The organism is Microbulbifer maximicatervae (SeqCode), assembly GCF_052467955.1.
In genome coordinates this window covers 4109360-4127802 of sequence record NZ_CP174329.1, presented here as the reverse complement: position 1 = coordinate 4127802, position 18443 = coordinate 4109360, and the positions used below count along the sequence as shown (strand labels likewise).

Below are 18443 nucleotides of genomic sequence, written 5' to 3'. Positions count from 1 at the left end.
TTTTGCCTGATAAAGCTGTTCTTCAAAAATAACAGTCCAGATGATCAAAAATACCTCTGTATACCCATTAATTGTTAGCGATCGTTAGTGCAGATAGGGCTGGAATTGAGCAACAGCTATGGCCTGGGTATTTCAAATCTATAGTGCTGCTGATTAATTTCATGATACTTCTGGCTAACCGGGCGTTTCCCAATCAAGACGCGGTTCGACGGAAATGTCTGGACCATTACGACGTCGCGGTGCAGGTTGCTAATAACTCTACAAGCGTCGAAGGGTGTGTCTTGAAAGCGATAGCTGCTGCATTACGGGGCTTGGAAAGGATTAGGTCCATTTGCGGCGAGTTGCGCTTACTATTTGTAGTTTTCAAGGTGCGCAAAGAATGAGTGACTCCGTTGCGATTGCCTTGAACATTTACGTTTCAGGGTTTGTATCAATTAGCGTTTCTGATGGTTAGTTGGGCTATTCCGGGGCTGTTTAACCCACTTACAAATACCTCCCTGGAATGGTTAAAAGCCTCCGTTTTATCAGTTTATTTAAAGAAAAATCTTTAGGTGTGACTTATCGGCAGAGGGCCTTTTTGCGTAAGGTAGTCAAGAGTATCTAATTGGCTTCCCTCTCTCAGGCCGCGGCTGCCTGACTTATAAGTCTACAGCCCAAAATGGTCAGTTCCGTTTATGACTAGTTCCGATACCGTCCAATCCATACACTGGTAGCCAGAAACGAGAGAGACTTATGAAGATTGATGCAGCAGTTTGCTCCAGTGCGCGATTGGCCCGAGACCGGCGCTTTGATGGGCGGTTCTATACCGCAGTGAAAACAACCGGCATTTTCTGCCGTCCGATCTGTCCCGCTCGGCCACCGCTGGAGCGCAATGTCACTTATTTTGAGACTGCGGCGGAGGCGGCCAATGCGGGCTTTAGGCCCTGCCTGCGCTGTCGCCCCGATTCTGCGCCGGGCAGTCCAGCTTGGGGATTGGTTTCGACCACCGTACAGCGCGCTTTAAAACTGATGCGCAGTGAGCGCGAGCCTCAATCTGTAGAGCGATTGGCAGAGCGTCTCGGGGTCAGCAGCCGCTACTTGCGCCGCCTGTTCTCTGAGCATCTGGGCGTAAGCCCCTTGGCAGTTTGGCAAACCGAGCGGGCACTGTTTGCTTTTCGCTTACTGCGAGATACGGACTTGCCTATTGCTGAAATCGCCTACGAGTCTGGTTTTAACAGCTTGAGGCGCTTTAACGGCGTATTCAAACAGATCTATCAGCGCACCCCATCCGAGGTGCGCAGGGAGGGACACGCAGAGCGCGCGGAGAAGGCGAGTGCCACACGGGTGCGGTTGTACCTGGATTACCGCCCGCCGTTAGATTGGCAACAACTCCTGGCTTTCTTGGGAACTCGCGCTTTGGCCGGGGTAGAGCAGGTGGAGGGGGAGGTCTATTCACGCAGTTTCGAACTGGATGCCTGTCGTGGCGTGATGGAGGTTTCCCACGATCCGCAACGCAATCGTCTGGTGGTGGAAGTTTTTGGTCAGGAAGGTGGGGCAGGGTTATATCTACTGAACCAGCGCCTGCGCCGGCTGTTTGATCTGGATGCGGATATTGAAGAGATCCAGACGGTATTAAACGAAGATCCATTGCTGGCGGATCAGTTGGCGAAGAATCCGGGCCTGCGCTTGCCCGGTGCCTGGGACCCATTCGAATATGCACTGCGGGCGATTCTCGGTCAGCAGATCAGTGTCGCGGCGGCGACCACTATTGCCGGACGTATCGTGGCCCGCTACGGGGAATCGTTTGTGGACGATGCTGGCAGGGAGCGGTTTTTATTCCCAACGGCGGAGCGTCTCGCTGAGGCAGACTTTGCCGATCTGGGCTTGACTCGGGCCCGGATGAAAACCCTACAGGAGTTTGTCGCCGCAACTTTGGATGGCCGTGTGAGTTTTGCCGATCAGTCCCTGGAGGATTGGTGCAGCCAGGCCACAGCACTGCCGGGTATTGGCGATTGGACTGCGCATTATATCGCTATGCGCGGCCTGTCGATGCCGGACGCTTTCCCCGCGTCGGATTTGGGTATTCTACAAGCCCTGGGCAGTGATGGTGAAAAGGCAAAACCCAAGCAGGCCCTGGAGCGGGCTGAGCAGTGGCGGCCCTGGCGGGCATATGGAGCCATCTTGTTGTGGCAGTCCCTGAAATCTGGAGAGAAAAAATGATTGTCTATGAGAGTTACACCACGGAATTGGGGGATGTTGCCATCGCGGCCTGCGAGCAGGAGGGAGAGGGTCTCTCCCGAGGTATAGTTGCACTCCAGTTTTATGACGATGAACGGCCACTGCGTTTGGGGGCCGGTTGGCAGCGGGGCGCCTCGGAGTTGACGGATTTGGCCGCCCAGCAGTTGCGGGAATATATCGCCGGCCAGCGCAAAAATTTTGATCTGCCTCTGGCGCCAAAGGGCACTGAATTCCAGCGCCGGGTTTGGGATGCCCTGTTGCAAATTCCCTTTGGCGAAACCCGCAGTTACAGCCAGCAAGCCCAGTGGTTGGGTCAGCCACGGGCTATTCGCGCGGTGGCGCGGGCCAATGGTGCGAATCCGATTGCCATCGTTATTCCCTGCCATCGTGTAATCGGAGCCAATGGCAGCCTTACCGGCTACGCCGGCGGCCTGTCTTTGAAAGCGCGCTTGCTCACCCTTGAGGGTGCCAACTTTGTCCAGCAGGGCGAGCTGCTCTAGCCGGTAATATTGGGAAAAGCGCAATCATCTCTCCCTAGCCACGGCCTCTTTGGCGCGAGATAATGAGCGGTTCATAATCATATTGAGCCGGAGGCCAAATGCTGTACAGATTGGGGGATAAACAGCCACAACTGGAAGGTGAGGGCCACTATATTGCGCCCGGTGCCCATGTGATTGGAGATGTGCGTATGCTTGCGCACAGCTCCGTATGGTTTAACGCGGTGGTGCGCGGTGACTGTGCGCTGATCACTATCGGTGAATACAGTAACGTACAGGATGGCTCGGTTCTGCATGCTGATGTGGGTGTGCCATTAACCATCGGCACCGGTGTCACCGTAGGCCATAAAGTGATGCTGCACGGCTGTGACATTGGTGATTACAGCCTGATTGGTATCAATGCCGTGATCTTAAACCGGGCCAAAATCGGCAAGTGCTGTATCATTGGCGCCAATGCGCTGGTGACCGAGGGCACAGAAATCCCCGATTACTCTATGGTGCTGGGCTCTCCCGGCAAGGTAGTAAAATCTCTCGATCCCGCCACCTACGAGCTGCTCAAAGCCAGCAGCGATCACTATGCGGCCAACGGCAAACATTTCGCCAGTGAACTGGTCCCGCTTGAGGCTAAAGATGTCTGAACAACCGGTAAAAACCGTGGAGCCGAAAGAGCGCCCGGTGAAATCCCCCTGTATCTCCGTATGTGCCCTGAATGAGCAGGACCTGTGCGAGGGCTGTTTTCGCAGTGGTAATGAAATCAGCCGCTGGGGCGCCATGAACAATGATGAGCGCCGTGCAGTGTTAAAGCTCTGCACCGAGCGCGCGCGGCAAATGGGCCGAATCTGGTAAACAATAGATAGCGCTTTGTCGGGGCCGGGCCTCGCAGGGCCCGGAACTAAATGCGACTATGACCCAACCCTTTGTCCACCTAAGAATTCACTCAGAATTTTCCCTGATCGATGGCCTGGTAAGAATCAAGCCGGCCATCGCCCGCGCCCAGGAGTTGGAAATGCCAGCCCTGGCGATTACCGACCAGTGCAACCTCTACGGGCAGATTAAATTCTACCGGGCCTGTTTGGGCTCCGGTATCAAGCCGATTACCGCAGCGGATTTTTGGCTCAGCGAAGGCGGCGAGGGCAAGCCTACGCTGATCACGCTCTATGCGATGAACGCCGACGGCTACCGCAATATTACCGAGCTGATTTCCCGCGCCTGGATGGAGGGGCAGTATCACGGTAACGCCTATATCAAGCGCGAATGGGTTAAGGAGTACAGCGAAGGGGTGCTGATGCTGTCCGGTGCCAAGTACGGCGATGTGGGCCGTGCATTGGTAGCGGGGCGCCGCGCCCAGGCGGAGGAGCTGGCACGGGATTGGGCGGAGTTATTCCCCGGCCGCTATTACCTGGAGTTACAGCGCACCGGTCGCGCCGGCGATGAGGACTACCTGCACTCGGCGGTGAAGTTGGCCCAGAACCTGAACTTGCCAGTGGTAGCCACTAACGACGTGCGCTTTATGGACGAGAGCGAGTTCGAGGCCCACGAGGTGCGCGTTTGTATCCACGAAGGCCGCGCTCTCGACGATCCCCGCCGCGAACGCCGCTACTCCGCGCAGCAGTATTTCCGCACACCGGAAGAGATGTGGGAGCTGTTTAGCGATATCCCTGAAGCCCTGGAAAACACTGTGGAGATCGCCAAGCGCTGCTCCGCACCGATCCAGCTGGGTAAATACTTCCTGCCGGAATATCCGATTCCCGAGGGTATGACCGAAGACCAGTTCTTCGAAAAAGTCTCCTATGAAGGTATGGAGCGGCGCCTCGCCACCATCCTCGACAAGTCTGCTGCGGACTATGCCGAGCGTCGCCAGGTCTACGAAGACCGCCTGCGCTTTGAGCTGGATATCATTATCCAGATGGGATTCCCCGGTTACTTCCTGATCGTAATGGACTTTATCCAGTGGGCCAAAGACCACGATATCCCGGTGGGCCCGGGGCGGGGTTCCGGTGCCGGCTCCCTGGTGGCCTACTCGCTGGACATTACCGACCTGGACCCGCTGCAATACGATCTGCTGTTCGAACGATTCCTGAACCCGGAGCGGGTGTCGATGCCCGACTTCGATATCGACTTCTGTATGGAGAAGCGCGACCGGGTAATTGGCTACGTTGCGGATAACTATGGCCGCCAGGCGGTAAGCCAGATTATTACCTTCGGAACCATGGCCGCAAAGGCGGTGGTGCGAGATGTGGCGCGGGTACAGGGCAAGTCCTACGGCCTCGCCGACAAGCTGTCCAAAATGATTCCCCCCGATGTAGGCATGACCCTGCAAAAGGCCTTCGACCAGGAAGAGATCCTGCGGGAATTCCTCGACCACGACGATGAGGGCCAGGAAATTTGGGAGATGGCCCTGCAACTCGAAGGGGTCTCCCGTAACGTGGGCAAGCACGCCGGTGGTGTGGTTATCGCCCCCACCAAGCTCACCGACTTTGCGCCGCTCTACTGTGACGAGACCGGTGCGGGTCTGGTAACCCAGTTCGATAAAAACGATGTGGAAGATGCGGGCCTGGTGAAGTTCGACTTCCTTGGCCTGCGGACGCTGACCATCATCGACTGGGCCAAGCGCATGGTGGATGAGACCCGCGCGCGCGTGGGTGAGGAGCCCCTGGATATTGCCGCGCTGCCGCTGGACGATGAAGAAACCTTCAAAATGCTCAAAAGGGCAGAGACCACGGCGGTATTCCAGCTGGAATCCCGGGGTATGAAGGACCTGATCAAGCGCCTACAGCCGGACAACCTGGAAGATATGATCGCCCTGGTGGCCCTGTTCCGTCCGGGTCCGCTGCAATCGGGCATGGTTGATGACTTTATTAACCGTAAGCACGGTCGCGCCCAGGTGGCCTACCCGGATGCCAAATACCAGCACGAAAAACTGCAACCGATACTGGAGCCCACTTACGGGGTTATTGTTTACCAGGAACAGGTGATGCAGATCGCCCAGGAGTTGGCGGGCTATACCCTCGGTGGCGCCGACCTGTTGCGACGGGCGATGGGTAAAAAGAAACCGGAGGAAATGGCCAAACAGAGGGCCACTTTTGAAAATGGGGCAAAAGAGCAAGGAATTGACCCCGAACTTGCGATTAAGATCTTCGACCTGGTAGAGAAGTTCGCAGGCTATGGTTTTAACAAATCGCACTCTGCGGCTTACGCACTGGTGTCATACCAAACCGCTTGGCTGAAAGCGCACTATCCCGCCCAGTTTATGGCGGCGACTATGTCTTCGGATATGGATAAGACCGATAAGGTGGTGACCTTTATCGAAGAGTGCCGAGCCATGGAGCTGGTGCTGGTGCCGCCGGATGTGAACCTGGGCAGCTTCCAGTTCTCGGTGGATATCGACAATCGCATTATCTACGGTCTCGGTGCGATTAAGGGCCTGGGTGAAGGTCCAATTGAAAATATTATTGCGGCGCGGGAAGAGGGCGGTCCCTTTACCGACCTGTTCGACTTCTGCTCGCGGGTTGACCCACGCAAGGTGAACAAGCGCGCGCTGGAGGCATTGGTGCGCTCCGGGGCACTGGACAGCATAGGCCCGGATACCAATGGTGCCGACGGCTTGGATTATTCCCGTGCAGTGCTGTTTAACGCGCTGGATGAAGCGGTAAAAGCGGCGGAACAGCAAAAGGCCAATGCCAATGCGGGCATGATGGACCTGTTTGGCGAAGTGGTGCCCCAGGCATCGGAAGGCGATGTGTACGAGGATTTCCGTCGCACACGCTGCTGGAGTATCCGCGAGCGCCTGGAAGGCGAAAAGAATACCCTGGGTCTGTATCTCACTGGGCACCCGATTGACGAGTATGCCGGTGAGTTACAACACCTGGTGAAGGCGCGAATCGCCGATTTGAAACCCGGCCGGGAATCGCAAAAAGTTGCGGGTCTGGTTGTGGCGATGCGGGTAATGAAAACAAAACGCGGTGATTCCATGGCTATTGTTACCCTGGATGACCGCAGTGGCCGTATTGAAGCGGCCATGTTCAGCGAGGCCTTTGGCGAACATAGAGACAAGTTGGCCAAAGATGCATTGCTGGTATTGGATGGACCGGTTGCCACTGACGATTACAGCGGCGGCCTGAAGATGACAGTAAACAGCGTTTCCACGCTCGATGAGCTGCGCCAGAGCCGGGTAACCGGGGTGCGTTTGCGAGTGGATAGCGGCAGTGTGGCACCGGGGCTGGCCAAGCGGCTGGCCGCTTGCCTGCAACCCTATACCGGTGGTCAGTGCGGGGTGAGCCTTGAGGTTTCCCGCCACGATGCCCGGGGCTTGTACCGACTGCCGCCGCAGTGGAACGTAGAACCAAACGACCAGATGGTCCAGTCCCTCAGGGAACTGTTGGGACGTGAGCAGGTGGCGCTTCAATACGCACAACGGCGTTAAAATCTACCGGGCTCGACTGACTGGTTCTGTACAGTTAAGCTATGCCGCTGTGATAGCCCGGTGGTAACAAAAAGAGTTAAAGGCGCAGATTTCATGAATTTTAATTTTCTCGAGTTTGAGCAACCAATTGCAGAGCTGGAAGGCAAGATAAAAGAGCTGCAGCTTGTGGGTGATGACAACGAGCTGAATATCGCCGATGAAGTTACCCGCTTGCGGGAGAAGAGTAGAACCCTGACCGAGTCCATCTACTCCGACCTGAGCCCATGGCAGGTCGTACAGGTAGCCCGCCATCCGCAACGTCCCTACTCAAAGGACTATATTGAGCGCTTGTTTACCGACTGGGATGAGCTGCACGGCGATCGCCACTTCGGTGATGACAAGGCGATTATCGCCGGTATCGCGCGCTTAAATGGCAAGCCGGTAGCGGTGATTGGTGAAGAGAAAGGCCGCTCTGTAAACGAGAAGGTTGCGCGCAACTTTGGTATGCCGAAGCCGGAGGGTTACCGCAAAGCCCTGCGTGTTATGGAAATGGCCGAGCGCTTTAAAATGCCGGTGCTGACCCTGATCGACACCCCGGGAGCCTATCCAGGCATCGACAGTGAGGAGCGCGGCATCAGTGAAGCCATCGCCCAGAACCTGGCAGTGATGTCCCGCCTGCGCACGCCGATTATTTGTACCGTGATTGGTGAAGGTTCCTCTGGTGGCGCACTGGCAATCGGTGTGGGTGACCAGCTGAACATGTTGCAGTACTCCACCTACTTTGTGATCTCACCGGAAGGCTGCGCCAACATTATCTGGAAAACGGTCGAGAAAGCGCCTTTGGCCGCTGAGGCGATGGGGGTGACTTCCAGTGTGTTGGAAGAGTTGGGTATTGTGGATGAAACCATCCCCGAACCCCTCGGTGGCGCTCACCGCGACCCGGATGCAATGGCCAGTAGCCTCAAAGACCGTCTCAGCGAGCAGCTGGACCAGCTGAGCAGCATCCCCATTGATGAGCTGCTGGAGAAGCGCTATCAGCGCCTGATGAGCTACGGCAATATCGTTTCCTAAGCTATTTTTTTGCTTTAGGGAGTTGTTCAGAGGCTCCCTAGATCCTTCCCCTGCCGCGCCAAGTGTATAAACTTATTGCCCTTGTGCGCGGTTGGTGCTTACTTCCTGGCCCCTTCTTTCCCTACTCATAGATACTTGCGGCTGTGTGTCATTTTTGTGTGGCCGGGCTCTCCCTTCGTCGCTTCTTTTCTGAAAAATCTATTCTTTACTGGGTTTCCTTAGGTAATAGCTGTCGACATAGATAGGTTATTGGACCCTCGGGAAGACTGAAAAGAGAAATAAAGTACTACAAACAGTGTGATCTACTCTTGTGAGCGGAGCCGTTGAGGGAGAGGCTCTATTGGCTGGTAGCAGACAGTCTGGAGCTTGACGGCCGCTGTATGTCCACGCTGCCTCCATTTTGAACCCCCTTATCGAAAAGCCCTCTGAGGCGGCGCTACCTCCATGATAGAAAGTACCAACAATAAAGATTGGTGCAATAGGCACAGGTTTGCCCGGATAAAAATATCGACCGGAGAGGCCTGTGAGCTGAAGTCTCAGGATTAATAATTATGGCAATAATGCAGAGTAATACAGCAACGGATGCTGCGCAGATACCGACGGGTGACCAGTCGGGGCACAGGTTTGCCCTGGTGGCGCTGACCTCACTATTTTTTATGTGGGGCTTTATCACCTGCCTGAATGATATTTTGATTCCCTACTTGAAAGGAATTTTCGAGCTGAACTATGCCCAGGCAATGCTGGTGCAGTTCTGCTTTTTTGGTGCTTATTTCCTCGTTTCCCTGCCTGCCGGTGCTCTGGTCAGTAAAATTGGTTATCAGAAAGGGATTGTGACCGGCTTAAGTATTTCGGTGGTTGGCTGTTTGCTGTTTATCCCCGCTGAAAGAATGGAAGTTTATGCACTGTTCCTCGGTGCTCTGTTTATTCTGGCTTCCGGTATTACTATTTTACAGGTTTCCGCCAACCCTTATGTGACAGCACTGGGCGATGAGCGCACGGCGCCCAGCCGCCTGACCTTGACCCAAGGCTTTAACTCCCTGGGCACCACTATCGCCCCTCAATTTGGTGCACTGCTGATTTTACCCGCTGCCGGTGTTGCAGTGGGTGCTGCCAGCGCTGCTGTTATTGAAGTGCCTTACCTGATTCTGGCCTCCGCGCTGGCGATCCTGGCTATCGTCTTCGCATTTTTGAATTTGCCGGCGATTGTCAGTAGTGCAACTTCTGAGTCTGTTTCCAATACTGAAGCCGCTTCCGCCTGGAGCTACCGTCACTTGGTGTTGGGCGCGATCGCTATTTTTGTCTACGTGGGCGCTGAAGTTTCTATCGGCAGCTTCCTGGTGAACTTTATCGCTGAGGATTCCATCGCCGGTTTGGAAGAGTCTGAAGCCGCCTTCTATATCTCCCTGTATTGGGGTGGCGCTATGGTCGGCCGCTTTGCCGGCGCTTTGATTATGCGCTTTATCTCTGCTGGCAAAGTGCTCGCAATCTGCTCTATCGGCTCCTGTGTACTGTTGTTGATTACTGTTACGGGTAGCGGCTATCTGGCGATGTGGGCGGTACTGGCTGTCGGCCTGTGCAACTCTATTATGTTCCCGACTATCTTTAGCTTGGCGCTGGCCAAGCTGGGCCCATCGACCAGTCAGGGCTCTGGAATCTTATGCCTGGCCATTGTAGGCGGTGCCATTGTGCCGTTGTTGCAGGGGCTTCTGGCTGACCAAATTGGTATCCAATTGGCGTTCGTTCTGCCGATCTTCTGTTACCTCTATATTCTCTACTACGGTCTCTCAGGACACCGTACAGATAAACGCGCTTAAGTTTCTTTTCTTCTCTTCTGAGCTCGTTTGCCGGCATTTTTATGCCGGCTTTTTTGTGTCCGGAATAAATGGTCAATTTGAAATGTTTTGGATGGTGGGCGAAGAGGGGGTACCGGCGATCCCTGCCAGTTTTAGAGAGGTTGGGGGTTAGGAAGCTTGGGGGGCAGTTAGATCAGACTGTTTGTTGGAATCGAGAAACTCTTTAATCGGTAAGCGATAGTTGCGGCTTACTTTCAGCTTTGCACCGCTGCTCAGGGTGAGAAAGTACTCGCCTTTGGTTAAAACCTTGATATGTACAATAAAGTTCAGGTTAACCAGTGTGGATCTGTGGATGCGTTTAAAAGTGTCTGGGCAGAGTTGTTTTTGCAGGTCTTTAATAGTGCTGCGCATTACATGGGTTTCCCCTTTGGCATGCACACACATATAGTCACCCGCCGCATCGATCCACTCGATATCCGGTTGGTTAACCATTGTGATACTGCCTCGGTCTTTAATGGCGAGACGCTGGGTTGCTGCCGCAGCGGTACTCTCTCCACTTGAGGCTTTGTTGGCACTGCTTTCAAAAGATCGCATCAGGCGATTTTTCTCTTCCTGATGACCATCCTCTCCTTTGGATAACATCTGTGCCTGGCGCTGTCGGGCGCGGTCGAGGGCGGTTTCCAGTCGGCGCGGGTCCAGTGGCTTGAGGACATAGTCAACCGCGTGGACTTCAAAAGCCTTAAGGGCGTATTGGTCGTAGGCTGTGGCAAAGATCACCAAGGGCATGGTGTCAGCCTGCAGGTTGCGCACCACATCAAAACCGTTCATTCCCGGCATCTGCACATCGAGAATGAGTAGGTCCGGGTTGTGCTCTGAAACTGCTTGGACAGCTTCCCGGCCATTGCGACAACAGGCGAGAATATCCAGGTCCTTGCGTTCTTCGAGCATACTTTTCAGTAGTCGTAAAGCCAGGGGCTCGTCGTCCACCAGTACGACGCTGAGCTTGCTCATTGAACTTCTCCCTGTGTCAGGTGGGTTGATTGGTTGGAAATTTCCAGTGGAATATTGATGAGTACTTGCATACCGCCATCAGAGTTTTTGTTTTGTTCTATTTTGAAATCTTGTGGGTAGAGCGTCGACAGGCGTTCGCGTACGTTTTTGAGGCCCACTCCCGTTGAGGAGGATTCTGGGTCACATTCGCTGGCAAAGTGATCTGGGCAGCCGGTGTCGTAGACTTCCAGCACCAGGCGATCATCGGTGTTGTGCGCGTGGATACCGATAGTGCCCCCCATTTCGTTGGGGGCTATGGCATATTTCACCGAGTTTTCCACCAGTGGTTGCAGCAACATGCTGGGCACTTGTGCGCAGCGTACGGTTTCATCGATCGACAGGTCTACGGACAACCTGTCGGCAAAGCGGGTTTTTTCAATCTCCAAGTAGAGCAATACCGCCTCGATCTCTCGTTCAAGCTCAACTTTCTGCATCGGGTCTTCTTTTAGGGAGAGCCTTAAAAAATCACTGAGACGCACAACCATTTCCCGCGCTTCATCAGCTTGCTGGAATCGAATTAGGGCGTTAATGGAGTTGAGCGTATTGAAGAGAAAGTGGGGGTTAAGCTGGTAGCGCAACATTTTTAGTTGCGCTTCATTGGCAATGGCCTCTGCTTGAAGTCTGCGGAGCTGCTCCCGTTCATGTACTGCTGCAACCTCCAGCATTTTCTTGTGCTCTTCATTGAGTAGGAAGTGATATTTTACCCCGCAGTACAGGGCGCTCCAGAATAAAAATACAAATAAAGAGGCGTAATACCAGCCGCCGAACTCAGACCAGATCGAGTGTTCACCACTGAGGCGTATATAGGCCTCCATTCGAACCAGGGTCCATATTCCGGAAATAACAGCGACAGCCAGAAGGTAGATCACGGTGCGGAAAGCGAGCTCTGACTCCCAGGCGACATCAAAAATCGGTTTTAGAAACAGGGATAATAAAAATGCAATAGCGCACTGGAATACTGTATTGACCGGCTCGAAGTGAGGCCACTCTGTAGGGGAGTGCCACAGGGTCAGTGAAAGAAAAGTGACCAGCAGTATGCCAACCCAGCTGACCAGCTGCAGTTTCCAAAACCAGCGGGTCGACTGAATTTCAGTGTTCGGTCTCGTATCTAGACGGGTCGAGTACTGCATGATTTCCCGCATATTTAGTATTGTGAAAAGGACGGGATAGACGCTCATCGTCGCGTTCATTATTATCCGCAGAATATTACCTTGCAGAAACGTGACCCGCCAGAGGGGATAGCGCCACGCTTCCGGCTTGTCCCCGAGAAAGTCCTTTTTATCTGATTTCGGGGTGAATAGTCGAGTAATTTTCGGCAATCTCGATTCAGAAGACAACACCTCTCTATTTTTAAATACGAGTTAATCAGCCCGGACTTCTTTGAGGCTAAAGTTCAGTGGTACTTCTGTTTATCCAGCTCGACACTATTAGATTGTCTATCTGGTCAAAAACGGTAATTTGAAATTTGGTTGAGTAGATAGGTAGTTGCCAATAATTGTGGTAAAAATGTGCAGGGCCTTTAACGGCTTGAATGAATCCACAGTCGCAAAGGTGATACTAACTTTTGCGCAAAATCATGTGGTGGCGGAAAAAATTCCGGGTGAATGGACCAACCGCTAGAAAGAAATAGTTTAGATTTGGGGATCGGTTTCCGATGAGCCAGATGTTGCCCGAATCGGGGTTCTCCTCGAGCGAGATGGCTAAATATGACACTGATGCCCGTGCCGGAGTAGCGGCCGGCGTTGCCCCGCGCTATATCAATTTAATTGCACTTACGTCCCTATTTCTGATTTGGGGATTTATTACCGGCCTGAACGATGTGCTGGTGCCGCACTTAAAAAATGTTTTTGAGTTGAGTTACACCAAAGCTGTCTTGGTGCAGTTTTACTTTTTTGCCGCCTATTTCCTGGTATCCGTGCCGGCAGGCATGTTGTTGAGGCGGGTTGGTTATCAGCTTGGGCTGGTGCTCGGGCTTTTGGTGGCTTGTGCGGGCTGCCTGGTCTTTATTCCCGCTGCCCGCCTGCAAATCTACGAAGTGTTTTTGCTGGGGCTGTTTGTTCTGGCTTCCGGGATTACCCTGCTGCAGGTTTCCGCAAACCCCTATGTTATCGCGCTGGGCAGTGCTCGCACGGCGCCCAGTCGACTGAATCTTACCCAGGCTTTTAACTCCCTGGGAACCACCTTGGCACCGGTGATTGGCGGCGCAGTTTTCTTTGCGGGACTTACTATTACCGCTGACCCGGATACAGCGGCGAGTATTATTGAGTTCAGGGCTCGCGAAGCGGCTTTGGTGGAGACCCCTTATTTCTGGTTAGCGGTTCTACTACTGGTGATGGTCGCTTTCTTTTCCTGGATTAGGTTGCCGGCCATTCCCGAGCACCAACAGGGTGGAGGAGCGGATGGTCACGATGTGTTTTCTCTGTGGCGTTTCCCCCGCTTGACCCTGGGGGCTGTAGGTATTTTTGCCTATGTGGGTGCGGAGGTGGCTATTGGCAGTTTTCTGGTGAGTTTCTTTGGTGAACCATCAGTGGCAAAGATGGCTCCTTTTGAAGCGTCAAAGTATGTCTCTTATTACTGGGGCGGAGCGATGATTGGGCGCTTTGCCGGGGCCTTTTTGCTGCGCTTTGTCTCTGCTGGAAAAACCCTGGCGGTTTGTGGCCTGGGTTCGGTGGTACTAATAGCAATCGCAATGATGACGTCAGGCCCGATCGCGGTCTGGTCCATAGTTGCAGTGGGCCTGTGCAACTCGATTATGTTCCCGACTATATTCAGCCTGGCTTTGCGCGGGCTGGGCAAACATACCAGCCAGGGTAGCGGTATCTTATGCATGGCTATTGTAGGCGGTGCAATTATTCCTCTTTTCCAGGGAATGCTGGCTGATAGCGCCGGTATCCAGTATTCATTTTTGGTGCCTCTGGTGTGTTACTGCTACATCGTTTATTACGGGGCTTTTTCACGAACCCTGCGCGGTAGCGCGGTGGAGTAGAACCTTCATTTATCCTTTCCGCCTTGTCTGCAATTTGGACCAGCCCATCGGATTTCTATTGGCCTGTAGAGACAAGTACTGCAATTTGTTGTCATTGCGAACTGTGCCCACTGGGTAGCCATGACTCAGTTTTATGGCCGATCGGTGAATACGGCATTAGCAGAACTTGATTCCGACGAGAGCTGGATCTGGAGTTATCTCTAATATTTCAGCTCGGTGGAGGCAGACCGTGCACAACTGCCGGGGCAGGTGATGTGCGGCATAATAAATATGGCGATAGTAGGTCGCGCTGTGCGTAAGGCTTTGGAGATATTTCCTCTGAAGTTTGTCTGAGCGCAACTCGTAGAGCCAGTTAACAAGCGTGGAATAATTTTGGGAGTTATTCGTGAATTTTAGTAAGCGATTTTCGCTGGGCTTTGTGCTCTGTGCTTCTGTGCTCGCCGGGTGTCATTCCGAGAGCCAACAAACTGAGCCAAAAGCCGATAAAGCGCAGGCCGATACTGGCACCAGTGCCGCCGAGGGCATCGACAACTGGCCTGAACTCAAGCCAGCCTTACCACGCGATGAAAAGCTGGAAGCCCAAATCACTGAAATCATGTCCCGCATGTCTCTGGAAGAGAAAGTGGGTCAGATGATCCAGGCGGAAATCCGCAGCGTTACTCCTGAAGATGTGAAGACCTATCACCTGGGTTCCGTATTGAATGGTGGTGGCGCCTTCCCGAACAACGATAAGTTTGCCACGCCGCAAGACTGGTTGGCCCTTTCTGACGCCTTCTTTAAGGCTTCTATGGACACTTCCGATGGCGGTGTTGCGATTCCCCTGATCTGGGGTTCCGATGCGGTTCACGGCCACAACAATGTGATCGGTGCGACCCTGTTCCCGCACAATATTGGTCTGGGTGCCGCCCAGGACCCGGAGCTGATTGAGCGTATTGGCAGCGCCACCGCCCGCGAAGTGGCAGTGACCGGTATCGATTGGACTTTCGCTCCCACCGTCGCGGTAGTCCGCGATGACCGCTGGGGCAGAACTTACGAGAGCTATTCCGAAGATCCCAAGATTGTTGCGGATTATGCCGAGGCAATGGTGAAGGGGCTCCAGGGCGAAAAATCCAGCGCTGAATTCCTGCGCGGCGAAAACCTGGTAGCCACTGCCAAGCACTTTGTCGGTGACGGTGGTACGAATCGAGGAATTGACCGAGGTGATAATGCGGTTCCGGAAAAAGAACTGGCAGAAGTCCATGCGGCGGGTTACCTGACGTCTCTGCCGGCAGGCGTACAGACCGTTATGGCTTCATTCAATAGCTGGAACGGTGAAAAACTCCACGGCCACAAATATCTTCTGACCACTGTTTTGAAAGAGCGCCTCGGTTTTGATGGCTTTGTGGTGGGCGACTGGAATGGCCACGGTTTCGTGCCCGGTTGCACCGTAGAGAGCTGTGCAGCGGCGATTAATGCCGGCCTCGATATGTTTATGGTGCCGGCGGACTGGAAAGCCCTGTACAACAACACCCTGGCCCAGGCCAAGAGCGGTGAAATCGGTGCAGAGCGTATCGATGATGCCGTTCGCCGTATCCTGCGAGTGAAGATCCGCGCAGGCCTGTTTGACCGCAATATGCCGCTGGCAGGCAAAGACGGCATCCTGGGCAACCCGGAGCACCGCGCAATCGCTCGTGAAGCGGTACGCAAATCCCTGGTGTTGCTGAAAAACAACGACCAGCTGCTGCCATTGGCTGCGGACCAGAATATTCTGGTTGCCGGCGATGGTGCGGATAACCTGTCCAAGCAGAGTGGTGGTTGGACGATTTCCTGGCAGGGTACCGGCAACACGCGCGCAGATTTCCCCGGTGCGACTTCCATCTTTGAAGGTATTTCATCGGCGGTTAAAGCGGCTGGCGGTGAAGCGGTGTTGAGTGCGGATGGCAGCTTCTCAGATGCCACTTTTGCCAATGGTAAGGCGCCCAAGGTTGCTATTGTTGTATTTGGCGAAGAGCCCTATGCAGAGTGGCACGGCGATATTACCAACCTGGAATACCAGCGCGGTAACAAGAAGGATTTGGCGCTGCTGAAAAAACTGCGCGAGCAGGGTGTTCAGGTAGTCAGTGTGTTCCTGTCCGGCCGTCCGCTTTGGATTAACAGTGAATTGAATGCATCCGATGCCTTTGTTGCCGCCTGGCTGCCTGGCTCTGAAGGTGCTGGTGTTGCGGATGTCCTGATTAAAGGCGCCGATGGGGAAGCCCATTACGACTTTACCGGCAAGCTGCCATTCAGCTGGCCAATGCACAGTTATCAGAATGTCCTGAATCCATACCACGACAATTACGAGCCATTGTTTGAGTTGGGCTATGGCCTGGCTGCGGCACAGGAATCCCTGGTGAGCAACGAATTGCCTGAGACCAGTGAATCCAGTGCCGGTGGCGGTTTGGAAGAAGCCTGGCTGTTGGTATCCCGCCCGCAAGCTCCCTGGGTGTTGAATATTGCTGAAGCTGGGGCAGAGGTTGTACCTGTACACGGTAACTTCGCGGTTAGCGGAGACGATAAAAACATCACTGTCAGCTCCATCGATATGTCTTCCCAGGAAGATGCTCGACTGATTACCTGGAAAGGCCTGCGTCCTGGTGCAGTTCAGTTGTCTGCTGAATATATGCAGGACCTGAATGTCTACCTGGAAGAGAAATCTGCGCTGACACTGAATATCCGTGTCGATCAGCCAATTGAAAAGCCGGTGGTGGCTACCATGAACTGTGGTGATGGTTGTTCTGCCAAGGTACCGCTGGAGTCAGCGCTGAAATCCATGGAGCAGAAAAGCTGGACCCGGGTTTCTGTAGATCTGCAGTGCTTTGTAAAAGCCGGTGCGGACTTCGGCAAGGTGTTTAGTGCCTTTGGTTTGGAGAGTGAAGCTCCGATGGCTATTGCGGTTGCCAACGTTAAGTTGACCCCGGAAGCTGGAGTATCTGCTGATATTCGTTGTGACGGTTAAGTTACAACACACTTAAAGGGCTAATTACCCTCAGTTCTAACCGGAGCCTGTTTTTTGGTTCCGGTTAGTGGCTGAAACAATTTGTTCTCACAGGAACGGTGCCAGTGTGATGTTCTATCCTCTTGGCACTTTTTTACCCGCCAATCTCTTCTTTCCAGATATTACTATTTCTTTCATCTCATAGATTTTCAATGGGCGGCGTTATCCCACAATAAATCTGCCTCTTTTGATTTTTGTTATTTCATGCCTTCATAGTATTACTTGTCACAAAATTATTGCCGCTATTGGTGCTGTGTTGAGTTGTCAAGCACTGCAAGCGTGCAGGCAAATAGGTAATTCAATAAATTTTATTTTCTAATCTTATTTAAATTTCAGGGTGAACTAGGTTTTGCGCAGGTTCCATTTTCTCAGGAACAGAAAGGTAATTAATTTGAAATGAAGCTGCCATTCCACTCTGGTTAGTATGACTTCGCTCTCAAAATTAGGGCTCTTGGATAGTTGGCATTCTTATTGCTGGTTATTTTTCGAGTGTTTACTTTTCAGACCTGGCCTTCCATTGAATTATGACGGTTATGGTGGGTTGGTTCCCTATTTGATTTTTGTGCATTTTGAGGTCCTCGGTCATGGTAGTGCCGGGGGTGGTGCGGATAAATTAACTTGAAATGGAATTGGAGGAACTAATGGCACCTTGTCATATCGTTTTTTTACCAGGACTTTTCGCGCGTGGATGGATTTGGAACCAGGTTGCAGACGCTTGCCGGCAGCAGGGGCATAAAATAACTGTTATCGAGCCATCTATCCCCGAGGTTTTTATGGGTAAGTTGGATTCGGCCCACGAAATGATTCGAGAGTGTCTCCAGTTAAATGGAGATATGGATAATAATATTCTGGTCGGGAACTCGATGAGTGGGCTTATTACGTTAGATTTTGCCGCAAAGTATCCTGAACTGGTAGCTGGGGTGGTTATCAGTGGAGCCCCGGGGCTTGAGGAATTGGAGGCAGGAGTTTCCCTTTCTGATTTACGCGGGTCGGTACCTGGAGCAGCAAATATACTTTGTGAGCGGGTCTTCCGAGATATTAACCGCCTGCCGAAACCGGACTACGAAAAGGGCGTCGCCGATATCAATACTATTTTCTCCACCAACGAAACGTTTAAGTCGGTAGTTAAATGGCTGAATATAAGTAGGAAGTATGATGTTCATGGCAGCTTAAAGAAAGTTAGGTGCCCGATCAAATTAATATGGGGAGACTTCGATCAAATAACACCGGCTGAATCCTGGCGGTCGCTGGCCTCCCAGAATGATAATTTGGATTATTGTGAAGTGTATGATTGTGGGCACAGTCCTATGCTGGAAAAGCCTGAAGAATTTTATCAGCTTCTTTCTGGATATCTCTCAAGTCTAATAAGTCCTCTAGCTAAAACGGCTTGACTGCGTTTTTTGCATAGCTA

12 protein-coding genes are annotated in these 18443 nt (G+C 53.0%); 10 read left to right on the top strand and 2 right to left on the bottom strand.

What is annotated here, in order from left to right; genetic code table 11:
- The first annotated feature begins 732 nt into the window (after window positions 1-732).
- From ACJJI5_RS17745 to ACJJI5_RS17715, 7 genes are all read left to right on the top strand, one after another.
- Entirely contained in the window at window positions 733-2199 is a 1467-nt protein-coding gene (locus tag ACJJI5_RS17745) for an AlkA N-terminal domain-containing protein (RefSeq protein ID WP_444942365.1), read from the top strand.
- Window positions 2196-2717, top strand: a complete 522-nt coding sequence (locus tag ACJJI5_RS17740; protein WP_445354792.1) for a methylated-DNA--[protein]-cysteine S-methyltransferase — start codon at window positions 2196-2198, stop codon at window positions 2715-2717. Before ACJJI5_RS17745 ends, ACJJI5_RS17740 begins: the two co-directional genes overlap by 4 nt.
- 98 nt (window positions 2718-2815) lie before the next feature.
- Window positions 2816-3352 carry a gamma carbonic anhydrase family protein gene (locus tag ACJJI5_RS17735; RefSeq protein ID WP_445354791.1) on the top strand — a complete coding sequence of 179 codons (537 nt, stop codon included), beginning with the start codon at window positions 2816-2818 and terminating at the stop codon, window positions 3350-3352.
- On the top strand, window positions 3345-3560 hold the full coding sequence (locus ACJJI5_RS17730) for a DUF1289 domain-containing protein (protein ID WP_444898156.1): 216 nt from the start codon (window positions 3345-3347) through the stop codon (window positions 3558-3560). Before ACJJI5_RS17735 ends, ACJJI5_RS17730 begins: the two co-directional genes overlap by 8 nt.
- A 58-nt stretch (window positions 3561-3618) precedes the next feature.
- Window positions 3619-7137, top strand: a complete 3519-nt coding sequence (gene dnaE / locus ACJJI5_RS17725) for a DNA polymerase III subunit alpha (protein ID WP_445354790.1) — start codon at window positions 3619-3621, stop codon at window positions 7135-7137.
- Between the two features lie 93 nt (window positions 7138-7230).
- Window positions 7231-8187: an acetyl-CoA carboxylase carboxyltransferase subunit alpha gene (locus ACJJI5_RS17720; RefSeq protein ID WP_444935341.1), complete on the top strand. Its 957-nt coding sequence runs from the start codon at window positions 7231-7233 to the stop codon at window positions 8185-8187.
- Window positions 8188-8738: 551 nt separating this feature from the next.
- A complete protein-coding gene (locus tag ACJJI5_RS17715; protein ID WP_445354789.1) occupies window positions 8739-10001 on the top strand; it encodes a sugar MFS transporter in 1263 nt (420 codons plus the stop codon).
- 147 nt (window positions 10002-10148) lie between these two features.
- Here the strand turns inward: ACJJI5_RS17715 and ACJJI5_RS17710 are convergent, their stop codons facing one another.
- Window positions 10149-10991 carry a LytR/AlgR family response regulator transcription factor gene (locus ACJJI5_RS17710; protein WP_445354788.1) on the bottom strand — a complete coding sequence of 281 codons (843 nt, stop codon included), beginning with the start codon at window positions 10989-10991 and terminating at the stop codon, window positions 10149-10151.
- Window positions 10988-12160 carry a sensor histidine kinase gene (locus tag ACJJI5_RS17705; protein WP_445354787.1) on the bottom strand — a complete coding sequence of 391 codons (1173 nt, stop codon included), beginning with the start codon at window positions 12158-12160 and terminating at the stop codon, window positions 10988-10990. Before ACJJI5_RS17705 ends, ACJJI5_RS17710 begins: the two co-directional genes overlap by 4 nt.
- Before the next feature lie 524 nt (window positions 12161-12684).
- On the opposite strand from ACJJI5_RS17705, the gene ACJJI5_RS17700 reads away from it, so the two are divergent.
- The 3 genes from ACJJI5_RS17700 (at window position 12685) to ACJJI5_RS17690 (ending at window position 18423) form a co-directional block, all read left to right on the top strand.
- The gene (locus ACJJI5_RS17700) at window positions 12685-14016 is read left to right on the top strand and encodes a sugar MFS transporter (protein ID WP_413664879.1); all 1332 of its coding nucleotides are present in this window, start codon (window positions 12685-12687) and stop codon (window positions 14014-14016) included.
- A gap of 385 nt (window positions 14017-14401) precedes the next feature.
- Window positions 14402-16993, top strand: coding sequence for a glycoside hydrolase family 3 protein (locus ACJJI5_RS17695; RefSeq protein WP_445354786.1), 2592 nt, complete (start codon window positions 14402-14404; stop codon window positions 16991-16993).
- Between the two features lie 680 nt (window positions 16994-17673).
- Window positions 17674-18423 (top strand): alpha/beta fold hydrolase, encoded by a 750-nt coding sequence (locus tag ACJJI5_RS17690; protein WP_445354785.1) that lies wholly within the window; start codon window positions 17674-17676, stop codon window positions 18421-18423.
- The last annotated feature ends 20 nt before the right edge of the window (window positions 18424-18443 follow it).

What these genes read in the sequence shown, in the direction of transcription:
- ACJJI5_RS17690 (WP_445354785.1), top strand. Translation starts at nt 17,674, where the DNA reads ATGGCACCTTGTCATATCGTTTTTTTACCAGGACTTTTCGCGCGTGGA.
- ACJJI5_RS17730 (WP_444898156.1), top strand. Translation starts at nt 3,345, where the DNA reads ATGTCTGAACAACCGGTAAAAACCGTGGAGCCGAAAGAGCGCCCGGTG.
- ACJJI5_RS17715 (WP_445354789.1), top strand. Translation starts at nt 8,739, where the DNA reads ATGGCAATAATGCAGAGTAATACAGCAACGGATGCTGCGCAGATACCG.
- ACJJI5_RS17720 (WP_444935341.1), top strand. Translation starts at nt 7,231, where the DNA reads ATGAATTTTAATTTTCTCGAGTTTGAGCAACCAATTGCAGAGCTGGAA.
- ACJJI5_RS17700 (WP_413664879.1), top strand. Translation starts at nt 12,685, where the DNA reads ATGAGCCAGATGTTGCCCGAATCGGGGTTCTCCTCGAGCGAGATGGCT.
- ACJJI5_RS17740 (WP_445354792.1), top strand. Translation starts at nt 2,196, where the DNA reads ATGATTGTCTATGAGAGTTACACCACGGAATTGGGGGATGTTGCCATC.
- dnaE (WP_445354790.1), top strand. Translation starts at nt 3,619, where the DNA reads ATGACCCAACCCTTTGTCCACCTAAGAATTCACTCAGAATTTTCCCTG.
- ACJJI5_RS17705 (WP_445354787.1), bottom strand. Translation starts at nt 12,160, where the DNA reads ATGCAGTACTCGACCCGTCTAGATACGAGACCGAACACTGAAATTCAG.
- ACJJI5_RS17710 (WP_445354788.1), bottom strand. Translation starts at nt 10,991, where the DNA reads ATGAGCAAGCTCAGCGTCGTACTGGTGGACGACGAGCCCCTGGCTTTA.
- ACJJI5_RS17735 (WP_445354791.1), top strand. Translation starts at nt 2,816, where the DNA reads ATGCTGTACAGATTGGGGGATAAACAGCCACAACTGGAAGGTGAGGGC.
- ACJJI5_RS17745 (WP_444942365.1), top strand. Translation starts at nt 733, where the DNA reads ATGAAGATTGATGCAGCAGTTTGCTCCAGTGCGCGATTGGCCCGAGAC.